The sequence below is a fragment of the candidate division WOR-3 bacterium genome, assembly GCA_029858255.1.
GTDB lineage: Bacteria > Hydrothermota > Tepidihabitantia > SM23-42 > SM23-42 > SM23-42.
The window spans coordinates 1-13,613 of record JAOUFJ010000041.1 but is presented as its reverse complement, the minus strand read 5'-3'; the positions used below and the strand labels follow the sequence as shown (position 1 = coordinate 13,613).

11 protein-coding genes are annotated in these 13,613 nt (G+C 46.6%); 7 read left to right on the top strand and 4 right to left on the bottom strand.

Annotated features, from left to right (window positions below; translation table 11 throughout):
* Nucleotides 1-305 precede the first annotated feature (305 nt).
* From OEV79_11390 to OEV79_11375, 4 genes are all read left to right on the top strand, one after another.
* Nucleotides 306-776: a DUF3795 domain-containing protein gene (locus tag OEV79_11390; protein ID MDH4212039.1), complete on the top strand. Its 471-nt coding sequence runs from the start codon at nucleotides 306-308 to the stop codon at nucleotides 774-776.
* A gap of 150 nt (nucleotides 777-926) precedes the next feature.
* Nucleotides 927-1,595, top strand: a complete 669-nt coding sequence (locus OEV79_11385) for a hypothetical protein (protein MDH4212038.1) — start codon at nucleotides 927-929, stop codon at nucleotides 1,593-1,595.
* A gap of 34 nt (nucleotides 1,596-1,629) precedes the next feature.
* On the top strand, nucleotides 1,630-2,388 hold the full coding sequence (locus tag OEV79_11380; protein ID MDH4212037.1) for a hypothetical protein: 759 nt from the start codon (nucleotides 1,630-1,632) through the stop codon (nucleotides 2,386-2,388).
* Nucleotides 2,389-2,513: 125 nt separating this feature from the next.
* Nucleotides 2,514-3,992, top strand: coding sequence for an NAD(P)/FAD-dependent oxidoreductase (locus OEV79_11375; protein MDH4212036.1), 1,479 nt, complete (start codon nucleotides 2,514-2,516; stop codon nucleotides 3,990-3,992).
* A 561-nt stretch (nucleotides 3,993-4,553) separates the two neighbouring features.
* Here the strand turns inward: OEV79_11375 and OEV79_11370 are convergent.
* Nucleotides 4,554-6,689, bottom strand: coding sequence for a carbohydrate binding family 9 domain-containing protein (locus OEV79_11370; protein MDH4212035.1), 2,136 nt, complete (start codon nucleotides 6,687-6,689; stop codon nucleotides 4,554-4,556).
* A 340-nt stretch (nucleotides 6,690-7,029) separates the two neighbouring features.
* The gene (locus OEV79_11365; protein ID MDH4212034.1) at nucleotides 7,030-7,890 is read right to left on the bottom strand and encodes a nitroreductase family protein; all 861 of its coding nucleotides are present in this window, start codon (nucleotides 7,888-7,890) and stop codon (nucleotides 7,030-7,032) included.
* Between the two features lie 394 nt (nucleotides 7,891-8,284).
* Between OEV79_11365 and OEV79_11360 the strand changes: the two genes are divergently transcribed.
* Complete coding sequence (locus tag OEV79_11360) at nucleotides 8,285-9,583, top strand: T9SS type A sorting domain-containing protein (protein ID MDH4212033.1); 1,299 nt, start codon at nucleotides 8,285-8,287, stop codon at nucleotides 9,581-9,583.
* Nucleotides 9,584-9,881: 298 nt separating this feature from the next.
* Here OEV79_11360 and OEV79_11355 read toward each other — a convergent pair whose 3' ends face one another.
* On the bottom strand, nucleotides 9,882-10,829 hold the full coding sequence (locus tag OEV79_11355; GenBank protein ID MDH4212032.1) for a hypothetical protein: 948 nt from the start codon (nucleotides 10,827-10,829) through the stop codon (nucleotides 9,882-9,884).
* A gap of 29 nt (nucleotides 10,830-10,858) precedes the next feature.
* On the bottom strand, nucleotides 10,859-12,544 hold the full coding sequence (locus tag OEV79_11350) for a L,D-transpeptidase family protein (protein MDH4212031.1): 1,686 nt from the start codon (nucleotides 12,542-12,544) through the stop codon (nucleotides 10,859-10,861).
* A gap of 262 nt (nucleotides 12,545-12,806) precedes the next feature.
* On the opposite strand from OEV79_11350, the gene OEV79_11345 reads away from it, so the two are divergent.
* Together OEV79_11345 and OEV79_11340 are read left to right on the top strand one after the other, a co-directional pair.
* A complete protein-coding gene (locus tag OEV79_11345; protein ID MDH4212030.1) occupies nucleotides 12,807-12,953 on the top strand; it encodes a hypothetical protein in 147 nt (48 codons plus the stop codon).
* A gap of 183 nt (nucleotides 12,954-13,136) precedes the next feature.
* Nucleotides 13,137-13,613: Fic family protein (locus OEV79_11340; GenBank protein ID MDH4212029.1), on the top strand; the 477-nt coding region annotated here is incomplete at its 3' end.

Below are 13,613 nucleotides of genomic sequence, written 5' to 3'. Positions count from 1 at the left end.
TCAACATGGAAGGTGTAGACCTTGCTGGCAACGACCTGCGGACACTAAACCATATGTTGATGCGGTCCAGCGGCGAAGAGTTAACATTTTTGGTCAGATCCGGCGACGCTGAACCTTACGAAATAACAGTTAGATATTGAGTTGTAACCAGCGTCTTTGACGCACAAAAAATATATCGCTGTAATTTTTTATGTTGTCACTGTCCCGCTGTGCAGGATCCCGATTCCATTATTCATTGTGTGCGTCTTTCAATGATTGAGTCGGGATAATCGATGAGCATCGAAGATGCTCAAGGAGGTCTGTATATGAATTATGACCTGGAGAAAAAATACCACGTATCTTTCTGTGGTTCTTACTGTCATATATGCGACTGGCACACCGGCAGGATCAGGAAGGCATTTCAGCTGAGTTCGGATATGTTCGATAGCCTGGGATTGAAAAAGCAATTGGGAAATGATATCGATATGGATAATTTCAAGAAGGGATTGCAGAGATTCGCCCGGTCATCGATATGTCCTGGATGCAAGGTTGAGTCAGGCACGCACGGCACTGAAAGCGACCGATGTGATATCCGTCAATGCTGCCATGGTAAAGGATACGATCTATGTAATGAGTGCGCGGAATTTCCATGCGAAACGCTCAAAAGCAATCCCGGTGTCATCAGATTCCATTGTATTGATAACTTGAGCGAAATAAAGGAAAAGGGAATAAAAGAATGGATCGACCGGCAGTGGAAAGAATACGTTACCGAGCCTGTTGATTTAGAAAGAAGTTGAAAGTGAAGCGATTGTTGAATCCGCAAGCAATACGGCCTTGACAGTCATACTGCTGCATATATAATGATAACTTACGTAACAAACATCATTTTAATGTTATCGTGATATTAGTATCATAACTGAGCACCAAATACGCTAAAGGAGGTAGTAGTGGAAAAGAAAGATTTTTCTGTTGAAGAAGCCCTACAATACGGTTGGAATATCATGAAGGACAATATCTGGTTTTTTCTAGGTGTGCTGATCGTTGCGTGGGCACTCGCTGGTGTGCCGCACATTATCGCCAATATCCTGCAGAGGGAGTCGATCGGGCTATCATTCTTCTTCAGGATCATTGCCTGGGTTGCGGATGTCATCGTATCGATTGGGTTGATCAGCATCGCACTGAAGTTTCTGGACAATCAGGATCCGAAATTCGAAGACCTGTTCTCTTTCAAGCCTTACTTCTGGAAATACCTCGGTGCTTCGATACTGACTGGATTGATTGTTTGGATCGGATTTCTCCTTTTGATCGTTCCCGGCATATATTGGGCGCTCAAATTTCAGTTTTTCGGCTATTTTGTGGTTGAACAGGGGCGTGATCCGGTTGAAGCGATGCGAATGAGCTCGAGGATAACGCACACCGTGAAATGGAAGTTATTCGGGTTCGGTCTTGTGCTGGCATTGATCAATGTTGTTGGTGCGATCTGCTTGTTCATTGGACTCTTTGTGACCATACCGGTTACCCTGCTTGCATATTCATCTGTATATCGAAAATTGCTCGAGCAGACCGAATCTGCCCAGGCGGGTCCAGGTACTCCGGAGGCAGCGCCAGCGAGCTAGAATTCATTCTCGGATCCAAAAAGAAGGGGGGATCATGCAGAAGTGTGCAATTATATGTGGCATATTTTTGGTTTCATCACTTTCTTTCATGAGCGGCAAAACCATTCGTGCCGATCTCACCAACGACAAAGTGGACGACATAATAAGGCTGGGCATGAAGATCGTAACAGTGCAGGATGGTGCTTCTGGCAAACTCCATACAATTGCTGTCGGGGAAGAGTTTCTTGCCGATATTTCAGTAGACGATTACTTTAGCGGTACCAAGGGTAATGAGCTTGCCGTATTGACCTTGCCCGACAAGGGATTCCTCACCGAGGTATACGGTTACCGGAACAAGCGTTTCATAAAGGTCTCAGAAACCCTGCCTGGTGAGCTGACTTTCGACGAGGAACTGCGCCTGTTCGGGTATTCTGCGCATGAATGGGACCGGCACGAAGTATTGATATACTGGCCGATAATCGAACTTGAGGGTTATCTGAAAGCAGCGCCGCTTGCACAGTTCGCGGAAACCACGCTGGTCGTGGACCGGAAAAAAACCGGTGAGTTTAAGATCGCTTTGCTCGGTGGTACGTTCACGATGGTTGTCGCCGCAACGTTGGATAAAGATGTCATTGTTTTTTTGCTGGATGATGATGGAACGCTCATAAAGCAGACCAAGATAGATTCACGCATCGGTTTCTTTGGTCGTATCATCACCGAAAAAGCAAAGACCATTACTCTCAATATCGATAACTCGCAATCTGACAAAACAAAAACGGTCCATATCATAGTAAAGCAATATCTTTATTTATAATTGACGATAAGTTATTATGGTGTCATCTACATGTCGCCATATTTCAGCCAAAGGAGTGTAAGCATGTTTAAATTCTCCCTTTCTCCGTATCTCCATTTCTCCGTTTCTCAAATTGGGGGGCAGCAGTGAGTACCGTGGTAATTGTGGGTGCAGGCATGGGCGGACTGATGGCCGGCAATCTTCTTGCAAAGAAAGGTCATAAGGTTACCATATTCGAATCTCACACCATGCCCGGGGGGTACACCGCAGGTTTCTGGCGCAAAGGGTACTATTTTGAGAGCGGGACATTGTCTTTTGAGATGGCAGATTTGATATTCCCGGCCATGCGTGATATCGGCGTTTATGACAAACTACAATTCACCCGCCAGATAGCACGTTGGGTCTCGCCGGACTACGATTTTGTGATGCATTCTCTTGATGACATGAAGAAATCAATACTCGAAGCGTTCCCGTCGGAAAAGGACAGGCTCTTAAAATATTATGCTGAAATCGACCGCTTGTGTGACATATACAGAGGGCTCGACAAGCCTAAGACCTTCTTGAACAAGATTACATTCCCGTTCCGTATGTCAAAGTTCATTGGTATGGTCCGGAAGTATGGAAAGATGACTTCGTCCGAATTTGCCGAGATGTATTTTGACAAAGGTTCAAAAGTGTATTTCACATTCAAAGATGTTGGGTATCCCGACATGTCCGCGATGATTGTGCCGGCAGCATTCATGTCCTTTCTTAATGACTACTGGACCCTAAAGACGGGTATGCAGTCCTGGGCAGATGTTCTCGCGGAGAATTTCCGTAAACTCGGTGGTGAGTTGAAACTGAAATCAAAGGTCGAAAGGATACTCACGAAAGATGGGGCAGCGATCGGTGTGACCTGCGGCGGAAAAGACTATGCGGCGGATTATGTTTTGTCAGCCAGCGACTACAAAAAGACTTTCTTGAATCTGCTTGATGACCGGTCATTGCTCAGCAGTGATTTCGTAGAAAAGATCCAAAATGCAGCAGTATCCGAAGGCTTTTTTGTGGTATATTTAGGACTGGATATCTCTCGAGAGAAAATGCGGGAGTATTTGAAGGTCCCTCATGTCTTGTACGGCGATTGTGACCCACCGGGGCCTGACATGGGTGATTCGAAAGACGAGAAGTTTTTTGAAAAGGTCTGGCTCAATGCATATTCACCTTCGCTCATGAATGAAGAACTCGCACCGAAAGGTAAGTCCTCATTGATGATCAGCTGCATGGTACCGTTCAGGTGGATGAACAACTGGGGTGGCGGCGACCGGAAGGTCTATAAAGAATTAAAGGAAAAAGCAAAGAAAGTTCTGGTCAAACGATTCTCATCGATAATTCCTGATATAGAGAAGCGTATTGAATTCGAGGATTCGGCGACCCCTTTGACCTATGAACGGTATACCGGCAACAGTGACGGCGCTTCGTCGGCATGGTCGTGGAATCCCAATAAGTGGTTTTACAAAAATCCGGGCAGCACGACGATCGACACGCCGGTCAAGAACTTGTACATAAGTTCATGCTGGGCGTACGAGTTTGGTGGCATTCCGACCGCGGTAAAAGCTGCTTACATGTGCGCGGAACGGATAACTTAACGTAACCACGGGAAAATACCTGGAGTCACGCTCGCTCACGCGAACTGAAGACATGTCTGCTCGTGCAGACTGAAGATACGCTTTCACTGAAGTCACGTCGCTGCGCTCCTGAAGGAACTCAGCCTTGCAGAAATCGCGGTGATAAAGTAAACATTCCAACCTGCTATATTTTGTTAACTTTTGGGTAAAATTCGTCGTAAACCAGAAGGTTTACCGTACGTTTGCTTATCGGTCCAAGGGGACTGGCTCCGAAAGGTGCCTGTCCCCTTGGACGCATGACGCCGCATGCTCTACGCCACGATTTTCCTCGCCCTTGAGGGGAGAGGATTAAGGTGAGGGTGATACCCTCCTCGACGCTGCATACCCCCACCGTCATTGCGAGCTTTGCGTAGCAAAGCGAAGCAATCTCAGTATTTGAACGAGACTAACGCTATTAACGATCGTAGCGGGAACAACTAAAATAACATCTTGTATGAAATTCGCAATTCAGAATGTTATTGCAGCGATATTAACGAAAATAACGGTAATAACGAACCCAACGTTTGAAACGGTTATTTTGTATCAGAAGTATATCAGATACTTTATCTTGACCGCCGCTATCCTTTCAGCCAATTCTAATCCCTCGCCCTCGTCGGTGCGAAGGTTGTTGAAGGCAACATACAGCCAACTCTTGGGAGAGAAATTCCATGCAAATAGAAATCCAACGCGGTTTGAATAAACTTCGGCCGTTCTAAGGTTCCCTTGATCGGTAACGAAAACGAATTCAGAGTAGATCGAAATGTCCATGTCGGCATTTATCTGGTACTCGATGCGGGGTGTCCATATTGGGGTGATCGCGTGTAGGTCTCCATCTGGGTCCCATTCCATGACGAAATCACCGTAGGTGATGAGAGATAATTGTGAAATAGGCATGAAACTCATCCAGTGCCAGATCCAGAGCTGGTCGCCAATCCATTTTTGTCCGTGGATCGCGCTGCGGTAGTAGTTATAGCGATGGGACCAATCAAAGCCGAAGTTAAGATTTATGTTCTCACGTAGTCCGCTCCAAACTGAAGTCTCAACACTCCGGTATATGTAATCGGTATCAGCCTCATACATTTTGCCTGCCTGCGCGTAGATGTTGAATCCCCAGAGATTCCGGAAACGCGGTTCAATGAATAAGGAAACGAATTTTGACCATTGGTCGCTTTCCGGATACTTGGTTAGAACAAATCCGGGTTCAAGATAGAATCTGAGTATCGGCCCAGTCTCGGGATATCTTGCAGGTCCTGCTGCGAGGTACAGGTCGGTGACTCCCTGCCAGGGAACGTATCCCATATCGCCGACATCAAAAGAATCATCCACTGCAACGAAACTTCCTACGCCAATGAAATTGCTCGAACGGTATATGCCTCCGGATGATACCGCATAGCCGCGTTTGGTATTTTTATCACTAAACGCCGACTGTATTATGAACTGTGAAGGACCGGCGCGATACGCGCCGTCCAATCCAAGTGCATAATTGTAATCATCACGGCTCGTTGCGGTGCCGCTGAACATCATGCCGATCTCAGAGTTATCGAAAACGGCCCGGTTGATCCGGGCCACGCCAAAACCGCGGTTCGGTATGTCTACGGTATCGCTGGCTGTGGTATCATTGAATTCGCCTGTATATGCACCGAGCGCGCCGAAGTTCCAGTCGCTTCCCTTATTTATCAGTTTCAATCCGCCGAGGATGGGTAATGACCCAAGCCAGGGTTGCGGGAGCGATTCACCTACTTTGCGGCTGTAGAAGATATCGAGTGAATTGAAGAAGCCCAGACCCAAATGCGACATTCTGAAAACATCTAGACCTTCGACGAAGAAGGGCCGGCGCTCGTCGAGGCGCACCGGATAACGCGAGAGGTTGAACGTGTAAGGGTCTGATTCGATTTGCGCAAAATCGGGATTGACCGTGGCGTTAAGGGTCGTCTGCGATGATGGATCCCACTTGAAATTGAAACTAAGGCTGGGCGTGTAATCTGTCGAATCTCCCTTGCGGTCGTACCTGAAAAAACCTTCCGGGTATAGTTCTACGTAATACCCTTTCGCCTTTGGGTGGACGTTTCTCAGTGTTCCGAAATTAGAGACCTGCATTCCATGCTGCTGAAGCACCTCGGTCCAGTGGGATACAGCATAATCCTTGATATGCCAGCGCCGGATGTTAAGTCCCCATTCGTCCAGTCCCTGTTTATACCGGATCGATTTGAACGGGATTTTTATCTCGATCTCGTAGTGCTCATCATACATTTTTTGACCGAAGAACCAAACATAATCCCATGAAACATCCTGCACTCTGCCGTCCTCGAGCAGCAAACCGTCGTCATAATGTCCGCTCAGGCAAACGGCGAACATGTATGCCATGCTCCTGCTGTTGAAGGTATCTAGATATATCCAAACATGATCCTCCAGTCCCTTGAAAGATGCCACTGGTTTTCTGCCCGGAGTGTAGCAGCGTAACGCAATATAGAGATTATCATCGTCAGCAAGGAAATAAGCGACCGTCTGTTCGCTAGCCGGCATGCGGTCATTCGGCTGGTACTGTATGAAGTCGTAAGCCGAATCGGCCTGCAGCCACAGGCCTTCGATCACTCCGTCGATATGCGGCGCCTCTGTAGTATATCTCAACTCGACGCTTTTTTGATTAACAAGAAACAAAGACAATACCAATGCTATCATCATTCCTCCTGCATGCTTCGCTATACAATTTGAAAGTTAGTATAGGGAATCTGAAATCGATGTCAATGATCGACTCCTGACGCTACAAACGGCACGCTGTACGCCATACGCATGACGTAACGCTCGAGGGGACTGGCTCCGTAAGGTGCCTGTCCCCGGTGGCTTGCACTTCTCGACTCCCTCCGTTCGCTCGAAATTAAGGTAGTCAACGTTTGTGCGACTTCTGCGAACAACGTGATACTGCGAGCCTCAAGGGAGATCCTGCGTCTCAGTCTCATCTTCTTAACTGCCTAATTTCTCTGGTGTTTTGCGCTGGCGCCATGCCCTTTGCTCTATGCTTCTATATTGTATCGTGTGTCCATGTTATCATATAGTGTGTTTTCGATGGCAGCTCAGTCAAGTGCGGGTCGGTGCGCTCCCATTTGCCGTCCAATCCATTCTTTGCTGCCCCCAGTTCGAAATGGCACATCGCGATGCCGATATCAATATCGTGCAATTTGTGCTTCTCGTAACTCGGATTCACCACTCTTTTGAAAAAATGATATATATTCTGGTCGTTCTCCTTGACTATACGCCACGGTTGGGTATTGCCAGCCGATGGTGCAAGACGGAGCATTTCCAGTGCTCCAGCGTAATGTCCGGCTGTTTCTTTACTCAGCGGGTTGCCGAAATCCCCATGGAAGAACAATTTTCTCCAATCACGCCTTTTTGAGGCCCGGATGGCAAACCTGGCGATTATTTCCTTCAATGTACGCTTTTCCGCTGCATACCCGACCAGTATGATGGCTGGTACAGTCTGATTTTCTTCTACTTTGATGTCTTTCATCACACGGGGGTCAAAATAGCCTGCCCAGCATGTGCCGATGCCGAGTTCGGTTGCTTTCAGAACGATATGTTCTAATGCATAACCGTAACTTATATGGTGTAAATTAGCCTTATCGATTATGGCGACGACAAAACTCCTTACGTTTTTAAATAATCCGAACGCCGACATCTTCGTTTTCTTCAATTCATCCAAACTACACTCAACGAGACTATAGTCGATCTTCTCTCCCCAAAGTCCTCTATTCAAAGTCCTGCAGAAAGTTAGTAATTCTTCCTTGTGCTTCTCATCGAGTAATTTGTTTTCAAACGTGCGGCATGAAACCCGTTTTGTCACCGTTTCGTCAATCGATTTTGTGAAATATTTTAAATAACTCATTCTATCTCCTTTGGAGGTTGTAGTATATACGTTATCACTCGATTGTCAACACACCGACGCTACATACTTAATGCCTCTGTCATTGCGAGCCCGTATTGTGAGTGACGAAATCTCCTACTTCTCGACTCACTACGTTCGCTCGAAGAATACGGGGAACGAAGCCAACGAAATTAGCGAGATTAACGGAACTAACGGTAATAACGATATTAACGAAACTAACGTTTTTCGTATTCAGTATCAAGTATCCAATATCGAGGGTCGAGCCGGGAGGTAGGTCTTGACAACTTCAAATCATGCTATTAGAATGATCTATTAAAGTGTCGGTGATAATCACCGTAATCATATTTGTTATCACTGTAATCGATGAGCGTCGTAAAAGCTCAAGGGGGTATTTATGAGAAGTGTAGTTGTATTTGCGCTAACATTGATTCTATCGCCTGCATTTTTGCCCGCCCAAATTGGCTGGACTGAACACATTGTTGACACGAACTTCATGTTTGCTTCTTGGGTCTATGCTATTGATCTGGATGGCGATAATGATACTGATATTCTGGGAACTGCCTATGATGATGACGACGTTGCCTGGTGGGAGAACGACGGCAACGAAAATTTCACCAAGCATGTCATTGCCAATAACTTCGATGGAGCGTATTGCGTGCACGCAATTGACATAGGCGGCGACAACGATATTGATGTAATTGGTGCAGCCAGTGAGGGCGACATCGTTGCCTGGTGGGAGAACGACGGCAATGAGAATTTCACCTATCATGCGCTCACACCGGCTCTGACTTCGGCGATTGCCTGCTATGGGATCGATATGGAACCGGATGGAGATGTTGACATCGTGGCTTCAGGATACTGGACCGGCGATATCTTCTGGTGGGAGAACGATGGCAATGAGAACTTCACCTTTGACACTGTGGGTGTCGGTTTTGTCGGTCCTCAAGGTCTATATGCTTGCGACCTTGACGGCGATACCGACATCGACGTGCTCAGCGCAGGAATCTATGCCAATAGCATAAAGTGGTGGGAGAACGATGGTAGTGAAAACTTCACTGAGCGTACGGTTGTAGTTGGATTCAACCAGGCACGCTCTGTCTATGCAATAAATCTGGATGGAGATGGTGACGTGGATGTCTTGGGTACGGCTCAAGGTGCTGACCGGCTTAGTTGGTTCGAGAACAACGGTAATGAGAATTTTGTCGAACACATAATCGACAATAACCTCCTGCATGCAAGTGCGGTCTTTGCAGCTGATCTGGATGACGATACGGACCTTGATGTGATTGGCGCGGCGTACTATGGAAATGAATTTGCCTGGTACGAGAACGACGGTTTAGAAAACTTCACCAAGCACACAATTGCGACGTATGACACGGGGGCCACCGCGGTTTACGCCGCCGACGTGGATAGTGACGGCGATCTGGATGTCCTGGGCGCGTCAACCGGTGTCGATGAGATAACCTGGTGGGAGAGTGATGTTGTTGGCATTGAAGAAGGTGGTAACAACATTGTTTCGTCAGAACCCGTTTTTCCAACGGTGATCACTGGTCAAATCCGGCTGCCGGATGACGGGGTTTACAGCCTCTTTGATATCACGGGTCGCCAAGTCGCCAACGACAACTTGAAGCCGGGTATATACTTCATAGAGATTAACGGTGAAGTAGTCCAGAAGGTGATTAAAATAAAATAGACACGACGTTATTCCCGCTGAGTTCGTTAATATCGTTACTATCGCTGGAATACCATGTAAACTTCTCGACATGCTCGAAGGGTAAGAACACTTACAGTTCGAGTAAGTGAGGTGAGGAACGCATCGAGAACAACATCTGTAAATTCGCAATTGTGTTATCGCGACAAAAAAGCAATTAACGGTAATAACGAGCCTAACGAAAATAACGATAGTAGCGGGATTAATGAGAATAACGACCTTAACGGGTTTTTTGTTCAAAAGTCTAAAAGTGTATGCCTGTCCCCAGCGCACCTTAGCATCACCACCGTGCGCGAAAACCGCGGACATCGATATGCACAAAAGGTCCATGGCATTCGGTGCAACCATACTTCCCTAAACCGCCGATAAGGATTTCATACCAAGGCTTGCCGTACATGTCGTCAACGATGTCGTACAATACGTCTGCGTCACTGTAGTTTATCTTGCCATCTTTGTTCAAATCGTCCATCACGCCATCTACGGGGTCTACGTCGATAAATATGTCTGCGGCACCGCCGTAAATATGACGGCTGTATCTGACATCTCGTATTACTTCATTATAATAAGGTGTACGGTATCCGCTCATCACGTAAAATGTTTCACATTGATAGTCTGCTTCATTGACTTTTGCCAGAACAATCTCAAGTTTGGAAAGAAGTCTTTCCCTGAGCACTACGTATTCTGGATAATCGCCGTTTTGCTTGCATAGAAACTGCTTCAATTGGAAGTGCGGGCTTATGTACGTATCCTGATTTTGTTCCGTGACCTCTATGAATCCATCGGGAGGTTCGTAGATCTCAAGATCACGTAGTGGTTCTTCCGGATATTTGCCTATCCGATAGCCGTTCAGGTATTCTCCCTGGATTTGTCGAAAGGGAACCATTACAAAAGTGTTGAGTATCATTGTATCATTCCGCGGTGGATTCGTTATCACAAGTTCGTACAGCCCTTTTTCCTGAGGTACCTCCCATCGCCATTTATTATTATCGACCTTAGTGATGCCGTCAGCCCCCGCTTCAAGCCCGTAATTCCCTTGATCGGGTGTATCAAGAACTTCGAAATCGACCTTCTCTCCGGGCATTACATATATTCCAAAGGTCTTGTAGCGTATTATTTCGTCTTTGTACTTAACCGAGAAAGTAGTTTTACCGTCAGAGAACGCTGCGGCCGTATTTGTTATGAGTATGATGATAACTGCGGTGATTGCGGTTAACTTATGTGCCTTCATGAACAGTTGCATGGATTCCAGTCCAGGTTCTATTTCTGCGGCTGAGGGCAAGGAGGTTGGATGAGTGCAAGATATATATCTTCGTCACGATTATAAATGTCGTTGCGGAAGTTCAGAAGGCCGTTATTCGACACCCAGGCCGTCCAGTAAAGTAAATGCACAGGGATGATACTGGACAGTCCCACTGTGCGTTCTGTGCTTTCTCTTATCACCTTCAATATCTCTGCTCGCGTCCACTTGACAGTGTCGTTCAGCACGTATTCAGCAAGTTCGGCCGGTCTCTCGATTCGTATGCATCCTGAGCTGAAATCGCGGGAGTCCTTGTTGAACAGATCCCTTGCTGGTGTATCATGAATATAAACGTCGTACTCGTTGGGGAACATGAATTTTATGCGGCCAAGCGCGTTTGTCGGCCCCGGATTCTGCCGGAACCGGTACGGGAAATAATTCTCGTTAAGTACAGCCCAATTGATGGATGACGGTTCAATCTCACGCTCGCCGCCTCCCCATCCCTGCAGTACTGTATAGTTATTCTTGGTAAGGTATTCCTTGTTCTTCTTGATCTTGGGTAAGATGTCTTCCACTGCGATTGTTTTTGGCACATTCCAGTAAGGGTTGAATACGAGATAGGTCATCCTACCGCTGAAGACAGGCGTACTTCTATAAGGTTTGCCAACCACGGCACGCATGGATAGCACCGTCGTGTCATGTTCGAAGACATCCAGCTCGAAATTCGCGATATTCACTAATATATAACGTTCGCCAAAATCCCTCTGGCACCAGCGCCATCTTTCCATATTTACTTCAATCTGCTTTAATCTGTCTTCGACAGGAATATTCATCGCTCCGATTGTCCGCGCGTCGATCTTCCCGTCCGGTGTTAAACCATGACGCCGTTGGAATTGGCGTACGGCACGCTCCATTTCTTCGTCGAACATGAGTACGTCTTTTATCCGTTTCCTGGGTAAATCACCCACCATGGTTAGACGTTCCCGTATCGCAGGGACACGATTATCTTGGGCACCGCTGGTCAAATCAGGACCATCCGGTATTGTAGGCCAGCCGCCTTTCTTTCTAATTTCTGCGTATTCGCGCCGTTTCCTGCATAACAAAAAATAGTTGGGCTCTCTTGGCAGTAGCTCGTTTATCGTGCTTTCGATCGTCCCCGAGTTCAGAGCATTCTGCAGAACAACCGCCAGGTCGGCTTCCTCACATTCTGCGTTCCATTCAGCACATCTGGTTTCCGGATTGGTGCGTCCTTCCAGAAGATGGGCGCTGTAAATAAGGAAGGCATCGGTAAGCAGCAGGTCTAATTCTGCAAGCTTTGCCGCGTCGAAAGTCTTTCTCTGGATATAATTTTTATTTATTTCCAACATGTGCGCGGTGATCTTTTTAAGATGATAATCATCGGGCATGAAGCACTGTCCTTCGGCCCCAGAGATTGCTTTGACGAGACCGGCTATTTGCAGTGAGAAACCAGTATCACTGCTCCAGGCCGGCATGTATGCACGCTGCTCGTAGAAGCGCGGCAGGATAATGGATGAATAGATAATTTCGCCATCGATCTTGATATGGGGAGGTTCACCAGCACTCTCTATATGTAAACGCAGATTGCGCTGCACTTTCTCTGAGAGATTTCTGGCACAGCCCGCGAAATACGAACTTATGATAACTATAATGCAGATGAATGCCATCATATTTGTCTTTTTAATCATCGGGTGTATGATACCCACCTGTACGTCAATGTCAATGTGCGTGACCGCCCGACGCGGAACAACAGGATACTAAGAAATTGAGACGCTGAGCGGGATTAACGAAAATAGCGATAATAACGAGATTAATAGTACTAACGAACTCAACGGGTTTTTTTGGCCAAAAGTGTAAAAGTGTATGCCTGTCCCCAACTGACAACTGACTTCATTCCCCGATTTGCCTGTCCTCTGACTTAGTCAGGGGGATCGGGGAATCCAGGATCATATGACAGAGCAGATGCTCAGAAGATCGGAAGATAAGAACCTGCACGAAATCAACGGAATTAGCGATATCAACGAAAATAACGATACTAACGGAAATAACGAAAGTAGCGAGAATAACGAAAATAGCGAACCCAACGGTCGTGGATAGCCTTGACAACTCCCCATTTACGACTATAATATTTAAGTCAGTTATTGTTGACTTATATGACAAATTCTCATAGAAGTATGCTGTTGTTGACTCAGAGATCATATGTACTTTAAGTCAACTTATGCTTACTTATGGCATAGAGATGATATTTTAGCATGAAAAATAGACCAAATTGGAGACAATATGATGAGTAACCGTGCCGGGACTTATATCAAACAGCCGGGAGGTTACGCAGCCTTCATACCCAGAATGCTTCCTCCTGCACCAGCGATAAAATACGATGACGAGCTACAAACACTGCTTTCTCGGACAGATCGGTCCATTGCCCGACTCGATGGTATTGTGACCGTTTTGCCCAATCCCGAGTTTTTCATTGCCATGTATGTAAAAAAAGAGGCGCTTTTGAGCTCCCAAATAGAGGGAACTCAGGCATCACTTGAAGGAGTACTTGAATTCGAAGCCGATATGAAACCCCGCGACAACATTAAGGAAATCAAGGAGGTTATTAACTACATAAATGCGTTGGAATACGGAATCAAACATGTCGCAGGTGCCAGGGCCAATGCGCAGTTATTCAGGGGAATCCACCGTATCCTGATTCAAGGCACACGGGGCAGCAAGAAAGCGCTGGGTGAATTTCGCAGGACGCAGAACTGGATC